Origin of the sequence: Streptomyces sp. NRRL S-118 (genome assembly GCF_000716335.1) — a bacterium.
Classification (GTDB): domain Bacteria; phylum Actinomycetota; class Actinomycetes; order Streptomycetales; family Streptomycetaceae; genus Streptomyces.
Genome location: NZ_KL591003.1, coordinates 106,135 through 125,142 on the forward strand (window position 1 = coordinate 106,135; position 19,008 = coordinate 125,142).

At 73.6% G+C, this 19,008-nt stretch carries 13 protein-coding genes; 9 read left to right on the plus strand and 4 right to left on the minus strand.

Annotated features, from left to right (window positions below):
* The first annotated feature begins 1 nt into the window (after position 1).
* The 8 genes from IH00_RS0107195 to IH00_RS0107230 all read left to right on the plus strand — a co-directional run bounded on the left by IH00_RS0107195 (position 2) and on the right by IH00_RS0107230 (position 13,740).
* A complete protein-coding gene (locus IH00_RS0107195) occupies positions 2–5,245 on the plus strand; it encodes a type I polyketide synthase (RefSeq protein WP_039946512.1) in 5,244 nt (1,747 codons plus the stop codon).
* Complete coding sequence (locus IH00_RS0107200) at positions 5,242–5,571, plus strand: phosphopantetheine-binding protein (RefSeq protein ID WP_031070804.1); 330 nt, start codon at positions 5,242–5,244, stop codon at positions 5,569–5,571. The genes IH00_RS0107195 and IH00_RS0107200 overlap by 4 nt, the downstream gene beginning before the upstream one ends.
* Positions 5,568–6,413 carry an alpha/beta fold hydrolase gene (locus IH00_RS0107205; protein ID WP_052411231.1) on the plus strand — a complete coding sequence of 282 codons (846 nt, stop codon included), beginning with the start codon at positions 5,568–5,570 and terminating at the stop codon, positions 6,411–6,413. The genes IH00_RS0107200 and IH00_RS0107205 overlap by 4 nt, the downstream gene beginning before the upstream one ends.
* Positions 6,410–7,651 (plus strand): glycosyltransferase, encoded by a 1,242-nt coding sequence (locus IH00_RS0107210; RefSeq protein WP_031070808.1) that lies wholly within the window; start codon positions 6,410–6,412, stop codon positions 7,649–7,651. The genes IH00_RS0107205 and IH00_RS0107210 overlap by 4 nt, the downstream gene beginning before the upstream one ends.
* A 230-nt stretch (positions 7,652–7,881) precedes the next feature.
* On the plus strand, positions 7,882–8,946 hold the full coding sequence (locus IH00_RS0107215; RefSeq protein ID WP_031070811.1) for a class I SAM-dependent methyltransferase: 1,065 nt from the start codon (positions 7,882–7,884) through the stop codon (positions 8,944–8,946).
* A 662-nt stretch (positions 8,947–9,608) separates the two neighbouring features.
* Positions 9,609–10,136 carry a transglycosylase SLT domain-containing protein gene (locus IH00_RS0107220; protein ID WP_031070814.1) on the plus strand — a complete coding sequence of 176 codons (528 nt, stop codon included), beginning with the start codon at positions 9,609–9,611 and terminating at the stop codon, positions 10,134–10,136.
* A 380-nt stretch (positions 10,137–10,516) separates the two neighbouring features.
* Positions 10,517–13,183 carry a winged helix-turn-helix domain-containing protein gene (locus tag IH00_RS0107225; protein WP_031070816.1) on the plus strand — a complete coding sequence of 889 codons (2,667 nt, stop codon included), beginning with the start codon at positions 10,517–10,519 and terminating at the stop codon, positions 13,181–13,183.
* A gap of 359 nt (positions 13,184–13,542) precedes the next feature.
* Positions 13,543–13,740 carry a hypothetical protein gene (locus IH00_RS0107230; RefSeq protein ID WP_031070817.1) on the plus strand — a complete coding sequence of 66 codons (198 nt, stop codon included), beginning with the start codon at positions 13,543–13,545 and terminating at the stop codon, positions 13,738–13,740.
* Positions 13,741–13,833: 93 nt separating this feature from the next.
* Here the strand turns inward: IH00_RS0107230 and IH00_RS0107235 are convergent, their stop codons facing one another.
* The 4 genes from IH00_RS0107235 to IH00_RS0107255 form a co-directional block, all read right to left on the minus strand.
* Positions 13,834–15,240 carry a DUF2252 domain-containing protein gene (locus tag IH00_RS0107235; protein ID WP_031070820.1) on the minus strand — a complete coding sequence of 469 codons (1,407 nt, stop codon included), beginning with the start codon at positions 15,238–15,240 and terminating at the stop codon, positions 13,834–13,836.
* Between the two features lie 55 nt (positions 15,241–15,295).
* On the minus strand, positions 15,296–15,874 hold the full coding sequence (locus IH00_RS0107240) for a potassium channel family protein (RefSeq protein ID WP_031070821.1): 579 nt from the start codon (positions 15,872–15,874) through the stop codon (positions 15,296–15,298).
* 700 nt (positions 15,875–16,574) lie between these two features.
* Complete coding sequence (locus IH00_RS43270) at positions 16,575–16,748, minus strand: hypothetical protein (RefSeq protein WP_199819705.1); 174 nt, start codon at positions 16,746–16,748, stop codon at positions 16,575–16,577.
* A gap of 377 nt (positions 16,749–17,125) precedes the next feature.
* Complete coding sequence (locus IH00_RS0107255) at positions 17,126–17,749, minus strand: TetR/AcrR family transcriptional regulator (RefSeq protein WP_031070823.1); 624 nt, start codon at positions 17,747–17,749, stop codon at positions 17,126–17,128.
* A 117-nt stretch (positions 17,750–17,866) separates the two neighbouring features.
* Between IH00_RS0107255 and IH00_RS0107260 the strand changes: the two genes are divergently transcribed.
* A complete protein-coding gene (locus tag IH00_RS0107260; RefSeq protein ID WP_052411232.1) occupies positions 17,867–18,964 on the plus strand; it encodes a hypothetical protein in 1,098 nt (365 codons plus the stop codon).
* Positions 18,965–19,008: the final 44 nt, after the last annotated feature.

Consider the following 19,008-nt stretch of genomic DNA (forward strand, 5'->3'; position numbering starts at 1 on the left):
GGTGACCCGCCCCCCGTACGGCGGTGGCGCCCCCTCCGTACCCGTCGCGATCACCGGTATGGCCGTGCTGCTGCCGGGCGCGCCCGACCTCGCCTCGTACTGGCGCAACCTGTGCGCGGGCGTGGACGTCATCGGCGAGGTCCCACCGGGACGCTGGGACGCCGCGTACTACCACCCCGGCAGCGCCCCGGAGCCGGCGGTGGCCGACCGCGTCTACTGCCGGCGCGGCGGGTTCGTGGACGCCGTCGCGGAGGTGGACGTCACCGGACTGGGCGTCATGCCCCGCTCCGTGCCCGGCACCGAGCCGGACCAGCTGATCGCGCTCCACGTGGCTGCGAACGCGCTGGCCGACGCGGGCGGCACCGGCCGGCTGCCCGAGCGCGACCGCATCGGGATCGTCCTCGGGCGCGGCGGTTACCTCACCCCCGGCCTGGTCCGCCTCGACCAGCGGGTCCGCACCGCCCGTCAGCTGGTGCACACCCTCGGCGAGCTGGTGCCCGGCCTGGATCCGGAGCAACTGGAACGGGTCCGGGCGGCGTTCACCGAACGCCTGGGCCCCGACCGGCCGGAGGACGCCATCGGGCTGGTGCCCAACCTCGCCGCCTCCCGGGTCGCCAACCGCCTGGACCTCCGGGGTCCCGCCTACACGGTCGACGCCGCATGCGCGTCGTCGCTGCTGGCCGTGGACCAGGCGGTCGCCGCGCTGGCGTCCGGGCGGTGCGATCTGATGCTGGCGGGAGGTGTGCACCACTGCCACGACATCACGCTGTGGAGCGTCTTCTCGCAGTTGCGCGCCCTCTCCCCCACCGAGCGGATCCGCCCTTTCCACCGCGGCGCCGACGGACTCCTCATCGGCGAGGGCACCGGTGTGGTGGTGCTCAAGCGCCTCGCCGACGCGGAACGCGACGGCGACCGGGTGTACGCCGTGATCCGTGGTACCGGGGTCAGCAGCGACGGCCGTACGTCCGGCCTGGTGAACCCCGACCCGGCCGGGCAGACACGAGCGGTACGGGCGGCCTGGCGTGCCGCCGGCCTGGATCCCGCGGCGCCCGGCTCCCTGGGGATGCTGGAGGCCCACGGCACGGCCACCCCGGCCGGCGACGCCGCCGAACTGGCCACCGTACGGGAGGTGTTCGGGCCGGCGGACACCGGATCGCCGGCGCACCGGGCCGTGATCGGGTCGGTGAAGTCCATGATCGGGCATGCCATGCCCGCGGCGGGGGTCGCCGGGCTCGTCAAGGCGGCGCTGGCCGTCCACCACGGTGTGCTGCTGCCGACCCTGCACTGCGAGGACCCGCATCCCGCGCTGGCGGGGACCCGCTTCCGTCCGCTCGCGCAGGCGGCTTCCTGGGAGTCCGGGGCGGACGGCGGGCCGCGCCGGGCGGCGGTCAACGCGTTCGGATTCGGCGGGATCAACGCGCACGTCGTCCTCGAACAGGCCCCGCGGGTCCCGGGCGACGCACCGGCCGCCGTCCCCGCTGCGCCTCCGCCGCCCGCACCACGGGCGGCGGAGGCGCGGGCGGTGGAGGCGCGGGCGGTGGTCGACGAGCCGGAGCGGGTCCTGCTGCTGGCCGCGTCGACGCCCGACTCCCTTGTCGGCCTTCTCGACGAGCACGCAGCGTCGGGGGCCCCGGGCCCGGCAGGCGGGGGCCCCGCCGACGGCGCGGGCGCCGGGCCGGTACGGCTGGGCATCGTCGGCCCCACCCCCAAGCGGCTCGCCCTCGCCCGGCGGGCCGTCGCCAAGGGCGAGCCCTGGCACGGGCGCGGGGATGTGTGGTTCCGGCCGTACCCGCTGCTCGGCGAGGGTGCGCCCGAGGCCGGCAGGACGGTCTTCCTGTTCCCCGGTCTGGAGGCCGAGTTCGCGCCCCGGGTCGACGACGTCGCCGACCGGTTCGGCCTGCCCCGGCCGCCTGACGCGTCCGCCCCGGCTCCGGGCGGCGGGCGGCCGGGCGGTCGCGGTCCCGGCGGTCCGAGTGATCCCGGCGGCCCCGATGGCCCGGCCGGCCCCCGCGGGCCGGGCGGGGGTCCCGGCGGGCTGGGCCGGCACGGGCTCGGTGTCGTCGCCGTCGGCCGCCTGATGGACGCCGCGCTGCGCCGCATCGGCGTCGTCCCGGACGCGGTCGCCGGACACAGCGTCGGCGAGTGGACGGCGATGGCCGCCGGCGGGCTGTACGAGGAGGAGGCGGTGGACGCCTTCATGGCCGCCCTCGACCCCGAGACGGTCCGGGCGGCCGACCTCGCGTACGCGGCGGTCGGCGCGCACGCCGACCGGGTGGCCGGGCGGCTGGCCGCCGGAGACCACCCGGGTGTGGTGGTTTCGCACGACAACGCGCCTCACCAGTCCATGGTGTGCGGGCCGCCCGCGGCGGTGGAACGGTTCGCCGCCGCGCTGCGCGCCGAAGGCGTGCTGGTCCGCACGCTGCCGTTCCGCTCCGGCTTCCACACCCCGATGCTCGCCCCGTGTCTCGGGCCGTTCCGGGACGCCGCCGAACGGCTGCCGCTGCGCGCCCCGCACACCCCGGTCTGGTCGGGGACCACCGGGGCGCCGTTCCCGGCCGACGAGGCGGGGATCCGGGAGCTGTTCGTACGCCACCTGCTCGAACCCGTCCGGTTCCGCGTGCTGACCGGGGCGCTGTACGAGGCGGGGTTCCGCGTCTTCGTCCAGGCGGGGCCCGGGCAGCTCGGCTCGCTGGTGGGTGATGCGCTGGCCGGGCGGGACCACCTGGTGGTCGCCGCCAACTCCCCTCAGCGCGGTGGGCTCGACCAGCTCCGCCGAGCGGCCACCGCCCTGTGGACGGCCGGCGCCACCACCGACCCCGGGGCCGTCGACGGGCCGGCCGCGTCCGGGCGCGTCGCCGAGCACGCCGGCCCCGCCGGGCGTCGGCCCGGGCGACCGGTCCGGCTGGACCTCGGCGGCGCGCTGGTGACCCTGCCGCCATCGGCCCGTCCCTCCCTGACCCCGCACCCCTCCCCCACCGCTGTGGACACCACGCCGGGCACCGCGATGCCCGTGGCTGCTCACCCGGTCGCCGAGGGAACCTCGGCCGACGTCACTCCGGCCGGCATCACTCCGGCCGGCATCACTCCGGATGACGCTCGTACGGGCGATGTCCGTGCGGCCGACGCCCTTGCGGCCGGCGTCGCTTCGGCCGGACCCGGGCAGGTACCGGCGGCCGCCGGACCCGTGGCAGTGGAGTTGTCGGCTCTTCTGAAGGAGGCCGCACAGGCCGCGCACACCGCCGCCGCACTGCTCGCCGCCGCCCGCCCGGCCCGGCCCGTACGCCCTCCGGCGCACGCACCCGCCCCACGGCCTGCACGGGCCCCTGTGCCCGCCGCGCACGGACGACTGCCGGGAGCACCGCCCTCGCCCGGGCAGCCGTCCTTTCCGGCCGCACCGCCATCCGGTACCAGTGCACCGGGCGCGCCCGTACGACCGCCCGCGCGTCCACCGGCGTCACTGCCGGGGACACCGCCGGAGCCGGAACCGGGGCGTGGGCTCACCGTCCGTCCGGAGTGCGGGCCGCGGCAGCCGGGAGCCGACCCCGGCGGCCCCGCGCGGCACGAGACGGTGCGGGTCTCGGTGGAACACATGCCCTACCTGCTGGACCACTGCTTCTTCCCGCAGCGGCCGGACTGGCCGGATGTCGCGGACCGGTGGCCGGTGGTGCCGGCCACGACGATCGTGGCGCACCTGATGGCGGCGGCGGAGCGTGCCGTACCCGGGCAGGTGGCCGTGGCGGTGCACGACGCGTGCTTCGACCGGTGGCTGACGGCGTCCGAACCGGTGGACGTCCCGGTCACCGTCACCCCGCGAGGGCCGGACCGGGTGGGGGTGTCGTTCGGTCCGCAGGCGCGTGCCGTCGTGGAACTGGCCGCCCGCCACCCCACGGCCCCGCTGCCGCCCGCACCACCGGACCACGCTTCCGAGCGGGTGCCGGACCACACCGCCGAGCAGATCTACCGCGAGCGCTGGATGTTCCACGGCCCCGCCTTCCAGGGCATCAGCCGGCTCACCGCGATCGGGGAACGGCACGTGCGCGCCACCCTCACCGCACCGCCCGCGCCGGGTGCGCTGCTGGACAACGTCGGCCAGGTCCTCGGTTACTGGATCATGGCGACCCGCACCGACCGGACCGTGGTCTTCCCGGTGCGGATGCGGCGCATGCGGTTCTTCGGCCCGGCCCCGCTGCCCGGCACACCGGTGGACTGCCTGGTGCGGATCGTCTCCCTCACGGACACGGCTCTGGAGGCCGACGCGGTGCTCACCGTGTCCGGCCGGGTGTGGGCGGAGGTGACCGGCTGGCAGGACCGCCGCTTCGACAACGACCCGCACACCCGGCCGGTGGAACGCTTCCCCGAGCGCAACACCCATTCGGTGCCCGGGCCGGGCGGTTGGTCGCTGGTGTTCGAGCGCTGGCCCGATCTGGCCTCCCGGGAGCTGATCATGCGCAACGCGCTGGGCGGACCCGAGCGTGCCGCCTACGCCGCGAGGCCGCCGCGCGGCCGCCGGCAGTGGCTGCTGGGCCGGATCGCCGCCAAGGACGCCGTGCGCCGTCTGCTGTGGGATGCCGGGGAGGGGCCCGTCTTCCCCGCCGAACTCCTCGTGGACAACGAGCCGTCGGGACGGCCCCGGGTCACCGGGCGGCACGGTCGTACGCTGCCGCCGCTGGAGGTGTCGCTGGCGCACCGCGCCGAGGCGGGTGTCGCGCTGGCCCGCACTGCGCGTCCACCGGCGCGGCCGGGCGGGGAGGGTGCGCAGACGGGCCGGCCCGGGCCGGGCATCGACATCGAGGAGATCACCGTGCCGGCGGAGGCGACCGTGGCCACCGCGCTCGGCCCGGCAGAGCGCGAACTGCTGACGGCTTGCCGGGCACGCTCCGGCGAGGCGCCGGAGCTGTGGTTCACCCGGTTCTGGGCGGCCAAGGAAGCCGTCGCCAAGGCGGAGGGCACAGGCTTCGGTGGCCGCCCGAGGGACATCGCGGTGACGGCCGCGGACGCGGGCCGGCTGACGGTCCACGTCCACCGGCCGGGCACACCGCAGTCCCCCGATCCACCGGACGCCCGGGACAGCCGGGACTCCCCGGTTCCTCCGGGCACCCCGGTCCGCGTGTACCGGGTCGACTGCGTGGAGGTCGCCAACCCGCCGGGACTGCCACCGCGCGCGTACGTCGTGGCGTGGACGACCGGCCCGGACCCGGAACCGCCGGGTCGGGGCTCCGACCGTGACGAGGGGGACCTGTTGTGACGACCAGCCGGCCCGCAGGCTGCGAAGGCACCGACGAGGCGGAGGTGCTCGCCGACCTGACCGCCATGATCCGCCAGGTGCTGGAGGGATACGAAGGGGAGGAGGGCGAGGTCACGATGCGGACCCGCTTCGGGAGCGACCTCGAACTCGAGAGCATCGACCTGGTGGCGCTCGCCGGGCTGCTGGAGGAACGCTACGGCCGTGCGGTGAACTTCGCCGAGTTCGTGGCCGGCATGGACCTGGAGGAGATCATCGAGCTGGACGTGGGCCGGCTGGTCGAGCACATCTGCGTGTGCCTGAAGGCCGCGGACGGGAGCCGGCCGTGAGCGTCCTCGACACCGGCCGGATCCGGCTGCACGTGCAGCGTCTCGCACCCGCGGGCGGCGGTCCGGCACCAGCCACCGTGGTACTGGTCCACGGGCTGCTCACCGACAGCCTCGCCAGCTACTACTTCACCGTGGCCCCGGCCTTCGCCGCCGCCGGGCTGGACGTGGTGATGTACGACCACCGGGGCCACGGCCGCAGCGGGCGTCCCGCATCCGGATACGGCCTCGACGCCTTCACCGACGACCTGGACGCGGTGCTCGCCGGTCTCGGTGTGACCGGACCGGTGCACCTGGTGGGCAATTCGTACGGCGGGACGGTCGCCTTCGCGTACGCCCGCCGGCACCCGGAGAGGGTGGCGAGCCTCGTGGTCGTCGAGTCGGAACCCGCCACCGCCGCCTGGGCGGTCAAGCTCGCCCGGCTGCTGGAGCGGGTCCGCCACGAGATGAGCGTCAACGAGAGCGCCGCCCTCGACTGGATCGCCACCCATCACGGCGGCCACACCGCCCGCCTGGCGAAGTCCGCCGGGCGGCTGGTGCGGGACACCACCCTGGCCCGGGACATCCCGGCGAGCCCCGTGCTCGACGACGCGCAGATCCGCTCCATCCGCTGCCCCGTCCTCGCGCTCTACGGCGCCGAGTCCGACCTGGCCGAACAGGCTCCGCGGCTGCGTGAACTCCTGCCGCGCTGCACCACCGAGCTGGTGCCGGGCCTGCGGCACTCGGTGCTGGTGGAGGCGCCCGGGCGGGTGCGGGAAGCGGTCCTGGACTGGGTCGCCCGTGTGGTCCCGCCGCAACCGGCGAGGACACCGGTCGCGGCCGGGCCGGAGGTGCGCTCCCGGTGAGCTCCTTCCTGTTCGTCGTGCCGCCGCTGGTCGGACACGTCAACCCGCTCGTCGGAGTGGCGTCCGCGCTCACCGTCCGCGGGCACCGCGTGGCCTGGGCGGGCGAACCCGCGCTGGTACGCCGCCTGGCCGGACCGGATGCCGTGGTCCATCCGTGCCCGCCGGGCGGGATGGGCGTTCCAGGCGGGACGGGCGTTCCAGGCGGGCTCGGCGAGGCCGGTCCCGGCGAGGGTGCGCCGCGCGCCGTCCGGCCGCCGGACCTGCGCGGCCCCGAGGCCCTGCGCTTCCTGTGGGAACGCTTCCTGGTCCCGCTCGCCGAGGCGATGGCGCCGGGAGTGGGACAGGCGATCGGCGCCTTCCGGCCGGACGTCGTCGTCGCCGACCAGCAGGCGCTCGCCGGAGCTCTGGTGGCCGAGGATCTGGGGCTGCCGTGGGTGACGTCGGCGACGACCTCCGCGGAGTTCGCGGATGCGCTCGCCTCGATGCCGCGGGTCGCCGCCTGGAACGACATGCTGCTGAGCGACCTGCGGAAACGGATAGGACGCCCGGGCGGCACCTGCGACCCACGGTTCTCCCCGCACCTCGTACTCGCCTTCAGCACCCCCGAACTGGCCGGGCCCGCCCTGCGCGGTGGCGACCGGATCCGCTGGATCGGCCCCTCACTGGCCGCCCGGCCCCGCCCCGCCGCGTTCCCCTGGCACCGGCTCGATCCCCGCCGGTCCCTGGTGCTGGTGACGCTCGGGACCGCGAACGCCGGCGTCGGCGGCCGATTCCTCACCGAGGCGGCGGGCGCGGTACGGGCCCGGGCCGGGCGGGTGCAGGCGGTGGTGGCCGACCCGGAGGGGGTGCTCGGCGAACGGACCGGCGATCCGGACGTCATCGCGCTGCCCGTGATTCCGCAACTCGACCTCCTGGAGCATGCCGCCGCGGTGGTCTGCCACGGGGGCCACAACACCGTGTGCGAGGCGCTGTGGCACGGGGTGCCCCTGGTGGTGGCGCCCATCCGGGACGACCAACCGGTGATCGCCGCACAGGTGGCGGGCGCCGGAGCGGGCGTCCGGATCCGCTTCGGGCGGGCCGGTGCCGCGGCCATCGGGGCGGCGCTGGACACCGTACTGGGCGAGCAGCAGGTACGGGCCGCGGCGGCCACGATCTCCGCCGCCTTCCGTGCGGCCGGTGGCGCGACCGCGGCGGCGGACCATCTCGAACGGCTGGCACGGCAGGAGGACCACGTATGAGCTCCGCACCGCACGCCGACCTCGGCGACCCCGGGGACACCGAAAGCACCAGGGACACCGAAAACACCAGGGACGCAGCGGACACAGGGAACCTCGAGAACGCCAGGCACGCCGAGCACGCCGACGAGGTCGGGGTCGCCGACCGCCAGGGGGATGGGCCGCGCGGCACCCCCGGTAGCAGCTCCTCCCCCGCCGCCGGCCGTACGGGGCGCAGGGAGCGCGCCGCACGGGTGGCCGAGCTGCGCGCCGCCTACCGGCGGGAACTCGCGGACGGCACCAGGGTCTTCTTCGAGGCCCGGCAGCACCGGTGCCCCTGGTGCGGCTCGGCCCGGCTCGGCGGGCGGCTGCGCACCACCGACCTCTTGCAGCACAAGCCGGGCGAGTTCAGCCTGGACCGTTGCCATGACTGCGGGCACATCTTCCAGAATCCCCGGCTCAGCGAACGGGGACTCGCCTTCTACTACCGGGACTTCTACGACGGTCTGGGCGAGGAGCGCCTCGGCGGGATGTTCGCGGGCGGCACCGCGACCTACCGCAGGCGGGCCGAGTCGGTGCGCCCGCACCTGGCCGGCCCGGCCGAGTGGCTGGACGTGGGGACCGGGCACGGGCACTTCTGCGCGAGTGCCGGTGAGGTTCTGCCCGAGGTGGTCTTCGACGGCCTCGACCGCTCCGACGGCGCGGAGCTCGCCCAGCGGGCCGGACGGGTGCGCCACGGGCACCGCGGGACGTTCCCGGAGCTGGCGGCGGAGAGGCCGGGGTCGTACGACGTGGTGAGCATGTTCCACTACCTGGAGCACGCGCCCGACCCGCAGGACGAGTTGGAGGCGGCACGCGCCGTACTGCGGCCGGGCGGGCTGCTGGTGATCGACGTACCGGATCCGGAGAGCCGCTTCGCCCGGCTGCTGGGCCGCTGGTGGCTGCCGTGGCTCCAGCCGCAGCACCTGCACCTGGCGCCGGTGGCCAACCTGCGCCGGCGGCTGGGCGAGACCGGCTTCACCGTACTGGCGGAGGAACACGCCCAGGCGCACGACACGGTGGACCTGGTCGCGGCGGCGTGGCTGGCCCTGGACGCGCTGGCGCCGCGCGAGGACCTGCCCTGGCTGCCGGAGCCGCCCGGGCGGGTGCGCAGGGCGGCGCGCGGCGCCACCCTGATGGCCGGTGTGCCGCTGCTGCTGGCGGCCACCCTGCTGGACCGGACGGTGGCGGCGCCCCTCGCCGGGCGGTGGGGACTGACCAACGCCTACCGGCTGGTCGCGCGGCGGGAGGTGCGGCCCGGGACGAGCCGGCAGGCGTAGGCCGCCCGGTACCCGGCCCGGCGGAGTGCCGGAGGTCCACCGGCTCGTCCCGAGCCACTTCCTTCAGGCCTACCTGCGCCGCTCCCGTCACGCGGCCGGCAGGCGATGCCCGTCCGTCGTCCGGTCGCTCAGGCGCTCACGAACCCACGCCGGGGTTGCTGCGCTCTCCGCCCGGTGGACGCCCCGCCGACTCAGGTGCCCGCGCTTGCGAACGCGCAGCGCTCGGTCCGCCCGGCAGCGCGTCCGCCCGTCCTGCGGTGTCGTCCGCCTGGACACCTCCGCCGGTGGTGACAGCACGTGAGCCGTCTCCACGGCCAGTGACATGGGCGCCCCGGGACGCGCCATGGCTGTGATGCCTCGCATAGGGGCTGCGTCACGTCCTAAGGGAGGTAGTACACAGCAGTCCGTTCCACCCGCATCCTTGTGGCTTTCGGCAGGCCCGCGGCGGACGTTGCTATGCGGTCGGGTAGTACGTCACATCCTTGCGTGGCGCTCGAAGCGCCCCTAACCATGGCTGTCGTTCCGGGGAGCCCCGCGCCGGACCCGACGCAGCAGCCGGGTCCGCACGACCGCTCGGGGCCCACGCGGAGCGCTGCTCCGCTCCGCCGCACCGCATGCGGTCGGCCTTCCCCACGTTGTCTCAGATGGAGAGTCACCCACGTATGACCGCGCCCACGCACCGCACCACCAGCCGTATCGCCCGCTTCCGCAAGTTCTCCGTGACCGGCATGGCCACCGCGGGTGCGGCGGCAGCGGCGCTGATGCTGACCCCGTCGGCCGCCCAGGCGGCACCGGTGTCGGCGAATCTCCCTGCGGCCCAGGTGACGGCGGCGGACGCCCCGGCGGCGAAGAAGGCGAAGAAGCAGTACGCCGACAACCTCGACGGCTGGATCAAGGAAGCGCTGGACATCATGAAGTCCCACAACATCCCCGGCACCTACGAGGGCCTGCACCGCAACATCATGCGTGAGTCCTCCGGCAACCCGGACGCCCAGAACAACTGGGACGTGAACGCGCAGAACGGCACGCCGTCCAAGGGCCTGCTCCAGGTCATCCAGCCGACCTTCGACGCCTACCACGTCCCCGGCACCCCTCATGACCTGACCGACCCGGTCGCCAACATCACCGCGGCCGCCAACTACGCGGCCGACAAGTACGGCTCGATCGACAACGTCGACTCCGCCTACTGATCCTCCCCGCCAAACCCCACGCCACCAGCCCCCGCCCGACCCAGCCCGACCCGACAGCGGCGCACCACGGCGCCGGACGGTCGGCGGGTCAGGCCTGGCGGGATTCGCCCGGGCGGTCGCCTTCTGGTGGGGCACGCCCGGAAGGCTCCTCACCGGGTTGTCCCGCCTGGGCGAGCGCGTCGACGCCGGCGCCCCTGGGACGTCGCCCCGCGTTCACGCGGCCGGCGCCGGTCACCGCTGCCCCTCTCCCCGGATGGCGAGCCGGGAGGCCACCGCCGAGGTGCTGCTCCCGGGCGGCGGCTCGCACGAACGTACCAACGCTGAGATGCTGGGAAAAGCAGCATTGCCCGACTCAGGACGGGACGGCGGTGGTGGGCACCATGGTCGGTATCGAGGAGAGCGACACGAGCTCGACTTGGCCGTACGCCGATCCGCAAGGAGAGCCGTTCCTGCTCACCCGGTTCGCCATACCGACGCTTCCGGTGACCTACTTGCCCAGGAAACGGCTGATCAGGCATCTCGACCACGCCATGGAGACCTCGCTGACGATGGTCAATGGCGCCGCCGGCGCGGGCAAGACGCTGCTCGTCGCCCACTGGGCCTCGGAACGGGACGAACCCGTCGCCTGGCTCACGACCGACGCCGCGGAGCCGGCCCCCGGCATGCTGTGGGCCTACCTGCTCCAAGCGCTGCGGTTCTCGGGAGTCCCACTGCCCGCGGGGATCGGCTGCCCGGCGGACGCGAGCCGCGTGGACCATGGGCTGCTGGTGCGCCTGGCGTCTCATCTGAGCACCCGCGACCAGCCGGTGATCGTGGTTCTGGACGAATTCGATCGGGTGACCGACCCCGAGTTCGCGCAGCAGCTGGAGTTCGTACTGCACCACGCGGGCAGAGGCATGCGACTTGTCCTGGTCACCCGTACCGAACCGCTTCTGCCGCTGCACCGCTACCGGGCGGCCGGCGACATGACCGAGATCCGGGGCGCGGAGCTGGCCTTCACTCCCGACGAGGCATCCGCGCTGCTGGAGACGCATGGTGTGAGTCTTCCGGCGGATGCCGTACGGGCCCTGGTGCAGCGCACGCAGGGGTGGGCGGCCGGTCTGCGGCTGAGCGCCCTGGCGGCGAGCGAGAGCCCGGCCCCCCAGACGTACCTGAAGGAGTTCGAGGCCGGCGAGTCCAGCGTTGCGGACTTCCTGCTCGCGGAGGTACTCAGACGGCAGTCCCCGGCGAAGCAGGACCTCCTTCTGAGGGTCAGCGTCCTGGAGCGCTTCACTCCCGCGCTGGTGAACGCGCTGACCGGACGAGCCGACGCCGAGGCCATCCTCTTCGAGCTCCATCGCGAGAACGCCTTCGTCGAGCACCTCGGCCATACCTGGTACCGCCTCCACCCCCTGTTCGGCGAGATCCTCCGGGCCCACCTGCGCCTGCAGAGCCCCGCTCTCGAGCCGGAGCTCCACCGGCGGGCGGCGCAGTGGCTGCGGCGGGCCGGATCCCTCTGGGAAACACTCGGGCACGGGGCCGCCGCGGGCGACTGGGAGTTCACCGCCGGTGCTCTGGTGGACGACCTCGCCATCGGTCAGCTCTTCACCGGTCTTCGTTCCGAGGACCTCGCGGAACTGTTCTCCCGGATGGGTCCCGAGGCTGCCGGCCCCGCGACCGAGCTCGTACGTGCGGCGCGGGACCTGTCCCGGTCGGACATCAGCCGGGGCCTGACCCACTTGCGCCGCGCCGAGGAGGGCCTGAGCGCGGACGGGACCGACCGGACAGCGGCCCGGCTGAGTTGTGCCCTGCTCGAAGCCCTCGCGGCGCGCCTCACCGGTGCCCCCGGAAGAGCGGATGTCGCAGCGGAGACGGCCCGGAGGCTGCGCGACGAGGTTCCCTCCCCCCTCCTGGACAAGCATCCCGAACTGACCGCCCTCCTCCTGACCCACGTCGGCTCGGCGCGGCTGTGGGCAGGGCGGTTCGAGGACGCTCGGGCCGCCCTGTCCCAGGTGGCCAACGCTGCCGGCGGGCCCTCGACAGCCCTGCCTCTGGAGGATGCACTGGGCAGCCTGGCAATGATCGACTACCTGAACGGCTGGCTCGAAAGGGCGGAGCGCAAGGCGCTGACGGCCGTGTCCGCGGCAGAGCGGTTCAGTCAGGAACAGCCCTCGGGGTCGGGCATCGGGCAGCTCGTCCTGGCCGCCGTGGCCCTCGAGCGGAACGAACTGGGCAAGGCCCAGCAGCTGCTCGACACGCTGGCCGCGGCGCCCAGGATGATGCGGGACCCGGTGGTGGGGGCGGGCCGGGCCATCGTCACCGCTCGTCTGCTCCTGGCCCGCGGTGAGACGCGCACCGCGCTGCGGACGGCGGAGCAGGCGGTCCCGACCGACGTGGCCTCCCCTTGGGCGGACGGGTGCGCCGCGCTGGTCGCCTCGGCCGCCCATCTGGCGGAAGGGCAGTCCGAGGCGGCCGTCAGGCTGCTGGGCACGGTGCCGGAGGACCAGCCGGCGTGTGCCGTGGAGATCGCCCGGGCCAGGCTCGCGGTCGGGGACTCCGTCGCGGTGGACGATCTGCTCGGCACCCTTGGCCCACGGGTGCGCACCGGCCCCGCATTGACCGTACGGGCCCTGCTGGTGAGGGCGCAGGCGGCGCACTTGGCGGATGATCACGGGGGGTCGCGCCGACTGGTCGCCCAGGCCTTGTCCGAGGCGCGCCGCGAGCGGGTGCGACGCCCCTTCTTCGAGACGGGGCCGTGGATACGGCCGCTTCTGAGCACGGCGCCTCTGCGGAACATGGCCGAGGGATGGCTCGCCCCCCGTACCGCGACGCCCGGCGGACCGCCCCGGGCTGCCGATCAGTCGCCCCCGGTCCTCGAGGAACTCAGCGCACGGGAGCACGACGTGCTGCAACGGCTGGCGCAGATGATGTCGACGGAGGAGATCGCCGCCGATCTGCAAGTCTCGATGAACACCGTCAAGACCCACCTCAAGAGCGTCTACCGGAAACTGGCGGTCAACCGGCGCAATGACGCTGTACGGCGTGCGCGCGAGCACCGGCTGCTGTGAGGTGGGCACCGGTCCGGTGTCAGACGGCCGATCCGCCGTGGCACGCGTCGGCCCAGGGGCTCCCCGACACGATGCGGTTCGGCTCCCCCGCCGTGGGTGAGGTGCCGGCCCGGCCGTTCCGGCCGCGGCATGGCGCGCCGGCGCCGCGCGGCGGCTGATGGCCGTCACGGCTTCGGCGCATCCGGTCCTCGGCCTGTCCGTCATCGCGGTCAAGATCCTCTTGACGCATGGACGCGGGTGCCGATGGCTCCGGCGTCACGGTCACCTGTGCAGGGTGAGGCCGCCAGGGGGCTCCGGGACGGACGATCGAGAAGTACACGAACCCGCCTGTCCCGGGCCGCCCGCGGGGAGAGCAGCTCATGCGCTATGAGATCCGCGTCGAAGGACACATGTCGGAACCGCTGACGAAGGCCTTTCCGGAGCTGGAACACGTGAGGATGTCGGGGCAGACCATACTTTTCGGGCCCGTCATCGACGAGGCGCACCTGTACGGGCTGCTCGCCCGCTGCCAGTCACTGGGGCTGCGTGTCATGGAGATGCGCCAGCTTCCGGAGTGACCGGCCCCCCGAGTGACAGTGCGGGGACCGGCGGCCGCGTCACCGTGTACGCGACGCGGCGTCACCGTGTACGCGACGCGGTGAGGAGGGCGGTCACCCGGGGCTCTCGGCGTGGATCCTGCCCGAGCGGGCCGCGACGCCCAGCGCCTCGAAGTCCCGTTCGTTGCGGTCGGCATAGGTCTGGGCGAACGCGGCGAGTGCGCGGTCGAAGCGGTCGCTCCGACCCAGGTAGGCCGCGATGGCCACGGGGTCGCCGGAGCGGGCGTGGGCACGTGCCAGGCTGGCCCCGCACAGCTGGGCGAACAGGCGGAGCAGATCGGGGTCCATGGTGTCCGGCCTGGCGATGCCCTTCCAGTCCCGCAGCTGGCGCACGTAGAAATCCCGCCCGCGGCCGTCGAGGCCCACGACATGCGTCCAGCCCAGGAAGATGTCGCTGGTGGTCTGGATCAGCCGTTGCCCCGCCACCACCCGCCGGCCCTCGTTGTCGAAGCGGTCGGCGTCCGTGTGGGCGGCGAGGACGGACTGCTGTGCCTCCTTGGCCTGGAGCAGCAGCGGGTCGTCGTCGTCCCTGCCGAGCAGGAGCAGGATCCAGCATCGCGTTCCGACGCTGCCGACGCCCACCACCTTCCGGGCCATGTCGACCAGGTGGTACTGGCGCAGCAGATGCCGGCGCTCGGACGAGAGGGTGTCCTCGTAGGTCTGAAGGAGGGTCCGGAGTTGTCGGCGGTCGTCCTCGGAGGGGTCGGTCACCAGGTCCCGGAGCGGAGTGACCAGAGGTGGGTCCGCTGCGATCCGCCGGCCTTCCGGCGTGACACGGGTGAGTTGCGCGAAAGCCTGGAGGTGCGTGCGGGTACGGGCTTTGGCCGCTGCCGCGGCGGTACGGCGTCTGGCCTCCTTGCTCGACGAGGCGAGCAGGCCGCGCATGCGGTCGGCGTCGTCCTGCGCGTACCAGATGTCGAGGGCACGCATCCCGGCGAACAAGCGCATCCGTTCGCGGTACGCCTTCACACACGCAGTCACCGCGGAGTTCTGCTCCTTGGCCGAGTAGCCGTTGGCCCGGCCCGCGATCGCCACACTGGCCGCCAGACGCTTGACGTCCCACTCGAACGGCCCCGGCAGGGTTTCGTCGAAGTCGTTGATGTCGAAGACGAGGCGGCGCTCGGGTGAGGCCAGCAGCCGGAAGTTCAGCAGGTGACCATCCCCGCAGAGCTGGACCGTCAGGCCGGTGTTCGGCAGGGATCCGAGGTCGGCCGCCATGATCGCTGCCGCACCCCGGTAGAAACGGAAGGGGGACTCGAGCATGCGACCGTAGCGGAGGGGCACCAGCTCGGGCAGTCGGGTGGCCGACTGCCGCTCGACCACTGCCACCGGGTCGACCCTTCCCGTGTCCCTTTCGAAGGCGGCGTGACCGGAACGCGAGGCACGAGAACGCGCCTTCCTTCCGTACGCCGCCCTCTCGGACGGTGACGGCGGGGCCGTCATCGTGTGCGGTGCGGCCATGGTTCACACCTCCTCGACACGGTTCACAAAACGACGGTCGCTCTCGTGCCGGGGCCTATTCCGGCGGCGATGCACGGCCCTGGCGCCGCAGCCCCGCCTGCACGGCGCCCGCGAGGATGCGCGCCGCGACACCGACGAGCAGCAGTCCGCCGAGCATCTGCAACATCGTCACCACTCGGGCCGTCTGGGAACGGGCGGTGATGTCGCCGAAGCCGACGGTGGAGAACGTGGTCAAGGCGAAGTAGAGCGCGTCCGTCCTGGTCAGCGGCTCGCTGAAGGTCCCCGGCGAGGAGCTCTCCAGCAGGTGGTAGGCACTGGCGAAGAGCACCAGGTAGAGCACCAGCGTGGCGGCGAGGGCCTCGACGGCCTTCAGGCGGGGGAAGGGTGAGCGCACGATGGCCCGTGCTTCCCAGACCAGGACCATGACGACCGCGAGCAGACCGCATGCGAGCAAGGCCCAGGTGGCGGCCGTTCTACGCCCTTCCAAGGGCAGCAGGTAGAACGCGGCCACGAGGCCGACGGCGACGCACACCGCTCGCGCGAGGGCAATGACTGCCGCCCTTCGCCCCGGGCCCGGGCGGTCGGTGGCCCGCCCACGGCCGGGACCGGTCCGGGATGCCGCTGGATCGCTCATGTCGTTCTCTTGGTCCATTCCGCGGTGCGTCGGCGTACGTCTCCAGACACCCACCTCACCCTTTGGCGGGGACCGGCGGATCACCCGCGAGGGGTGACCCTGCGCCCGGCGGCGGACAGCAGGCCGGCCGGTGGGATGCGGGGCCGGTCGACCCCGTACTGCTCCATCCGGTGGGGGCGCGGTGACGACCGCCCTTCTCCTGGCGAGTCCGGTCGCCCAGGGGCCGCATGGGCCGGCACAGCGCTGAGACGGACGAGCCGGGCGGACGCACCGCGACGGACGCCGGTGAAGGCCGTGCCGGATGGGCGCGCCTGTCCTTGTGCGCCTTGCCGGCCGGTGTGCTGGTGGCTCTTGCCGCCGCCGGGTCGCGCAGCGTCCGCTGCGCCATCACTCGTCGGCGCCGTTCGTTCCCGCCGCCGGGCCGGCGGGAACAAGCGCAGCTGTTCATCCTCACGCAGTCGATCGACGTGCAGAGGCTGGATCCCGGCATGCCTGCGGCTGCCCCCACGGTCTTCGTCCGGGGCCTCACTTCGGCGTCGGTGACGCGGGTGTCCGGCTCACCCAGCAGCCGGCCCAGGCGGGTGAGTTCGAATTCCACTCCGGCAGGGACTCGACCACGTCCGGCACGCCGGTACGGGCGAAGGGCCCGGTGCTGTGCGCACCGGGCCTTCGTTCCGCCTTCCCCTCGGAGTGGACGCGATCAGTGACGGAAGCCGTCCCGGGCACCCTCCTTGATCGCGCGGGCCTTGCCCCGTGCCTCCAGTGCGGCGCCCTTGGCGGCGGTCGTGTCCTTGCCCATCGCGTGGGCCAGTTTCCTCACGGCCTTCCCGACAACCTGCTCGGTCGTGGCCTTGGCCTTCTCCCCGGCGCTCATGTCGGTCCCTTCGTCGACGCTCTACGATGCGCCTGCCCCGGACACCCACGCGAAAACGGTGTCCCGTGTGCGGCCGGAAGCGCCTCGGCGAGAACAGCCGAGCGCGGGCACCGGAGGACCGGGCGTCCTCGTTGACACCGCGCCGCGGCGAGGAGCCCGTAGGCCGTCCCAACTGCCCCGGTCCGGACACGAAGCCGGATCGCCGACGCCCGGGGGCAGCGCCGTCGCACCGGCGGGGACGGACCGCACCGGCACCAGCGTGAGCGGGCCGCCCGCCCGGGCAAGCAGCTGCGCCCGCCGGCAGTATCGGCGCGCACCGGCCGTCCTCGCACCTTCAGCAGAACGCGTGCCCCCGGGGTAAGGGGCGGGAGGGCACGCTACCGGGGCCGAGGCCGGGAGCCGTGCGGCTGCGCCTCGAGGAAGCGGGTCAGGATGAGGCGGAGAACGGGGAGTTGTTCGGCCGGATCGAAGCCTGCGTTGGTGGCGGCGCTGGTGAAGACGGAGGCGATCAAGGCCATGATCCACGTCGCCGTGTTGTCCGGGTCGAGGCCGGGGTCGATCCGGCCGGCAGCGGCGGCTCGCGTCAGCAGCGCGGCGATCGCCGCGTGCTCGTCGGCGTTGCCGCGGCTCAGCAGCGCTTCGATCTCGGGGTCGCGGTAGGCCTGGACCATCGCCTCCATCACCAGTGCGGGCACCACCGGCTCGACCGCAGGGGCGGCGAGGTCGTCCACGAGATCCAGCAGGGCCTGCCACGGGTCCTCGGCGTCCCGGGCCCTGGCCAGCCGTTCGGCCTTGTCATGGCCTTCCTCGTCGAACACCGCGAGGAAAATCGCCTTCTTGTTGGGGAAGTAGTGGAACAGGTTGCCCGCGCTGATCCCAGCGGCCTTGCAGATCTCGGCAGTTGTGGTGCGCTCGTACCCCTTGGCCGCGAACAGGCCGGTCGCGGCGTTCAGGATGTGCTGCCGGCGCGCCTGGTGCTTGGCCGGGTCGACCGTTCTCATCGCACCCTTCCTGACTGAGCTTTCGTGGAGCGGTTCCACCTTAGCGGTCCGTGCGCGTAATAATAAACCGAGTACTCGATCGACTAATGAACACGCCCTCACGACCAAGGAACGCCCATGGACTCAGCCCGCCCCACCGGCTCCCCCGGCACCACCGGTACTGCCCGCACCACCCGCGCCCCACTGCCCCCGCTGCGTCGCAGACTCGGGCCGGTCGTCGGGCTGCTGCTGCTCTCCCCCATCTGCGCGGAGTACCTCATCGGTTACCTGGAGGTCATGGGGCGGCCGGTGGATCTGCTGATCGGGCTGCTGCTCCTGGCCCCGCTCTACGGCACGGCCGCGGTGCTGATCCGTGAAGTGTTACGCCGGACCGGGCGCGGATGGCCGTCGATCCTGCTGCTGAGCGCCGCGTTCGGCGTGATCCAGGCGGGACTGGTCGACCAGAGTCTGTTCAACCCCGACTTCGTCGACGAACCCTCCTGGGACCTGGAGCGGCTGCCGACCGCGATCCCCGCTCTGGGAATCAGCGCCAACCACGTACTCGACTTCGTGGTCGGCCATGTGATCTGGAGCTTCGCCGCGCCCATCGCGGTGGTCGAGTCGTGCGCGCCGCGGGCCGCCGAGCGACCATGGCTGGGCCGGGTCGGCATCGGAGTGATGGTCATGCTCTACGGGCTGGCGGTACTGGTGTTCCTCCACGAGCACACCAAGCATTTCATGGCCTCGCCCGCGCAGCTCGGCGCCACTGCGGCATCGGCCGTCGCCCTGGCGGCGGCGGCATTCCTGGTGCCGCGTTGCCGCGCTCCGCGGCGTTCCGGGTGGGTACCGGCACCGTGGCTGGCCGGGAGCACCGCAGTGGTGCTGATGACGGTGCATCATGTACTGCCCGCGAGCCGGCCGGGAACCGTGTCGGATCTGCTGGTACTGGTTCTGCTCGGCGGACTGGTGGCGCGGTGGTCCGTGCGGGCGCAGTGGGGACGCGCGCACGCGTTGGCGGTCGGAGGCGCCGCGCTGGTGACCAACGCGGGGCTGGCCTTCATGGTCGAGCCACTGGGAGAGGTTTCCTACACCGCCAAGTACGCAGCCAACGCGGTTCTCATGGCGGGTGTGCTGGCGCTGCTGTTCTGGGCACGGCGACGACCGGCCGGGACCGTTGCTCCGCAGGACGGTGCCGAGCGGCGCGTGGACACCGGGGTACGGGGAGGAGCGGCTTGACTTGTACTTCACCATCGCAGGCGTGGGCGGCGAGGACGCACCGC

Excerpts from the sequence above, each read along its gene's own strand:
- IH00_RS0107260 (WP_052411232.1), top strand. The coding sequence starts at position 17,867 with ATGGACTCAGCCCGCCCCACCGGCTCCCCCGGCACCACCGGTACTGCC.
- IH00_RS0107225 (WP_031070816.1), top strand. The coding sequence starts at position 10,517 with ATGGTCGGTATCGAGGAGAGCGACACGAGCTCGACTTGGCCGTACGCC.
- IH00_RS0107235 (WP_031070820.1), bottom strand. The coding sequence starts at position 15,240 with ATGGCCGCACCGCACACGATGACGGCCCCGCCGTCACCGTCCGAGAGG.
- IH00_RS0107255 (WP_031070823.1), bottom strand. The coding sequence starts at position 17,749 with ATGAGAACGGTCGACCCGGCCAAGCACCAGGCGCGCCGGCAGCACATC.
- IH00_RS0107230 (WP_031070817.1), top strand. The coding sequence starts at position 13,543 with ATGCGCTATGAGATCCGCGTCGAAGGACACATGTCGGAACCGCTGACG.
- IH00_RS0107240 (WP_031070821.1), bottom strand. The coding sequence starts at position 15,874 with ATGAGCGATCCAGCGGCATCCCGGACCGGTCCCGGCCGTGGGCGGGCC.
- IH00_RS0107220 (WP_031070814.1), top strand. The coding sequence starts at position 9,609 with ATGACCGCGCCCACGCACCGCACCACCAGCCGTATCGCCCGCTTCCGC.
- IH00_RS43270 (WP_199819705.1), bottom strand. The coding sequence starts at position 16,748 with ATGAGCGCCGGGGAGAAGGCCAAGGCCACGACCGAGCAGGTTGTCGGG.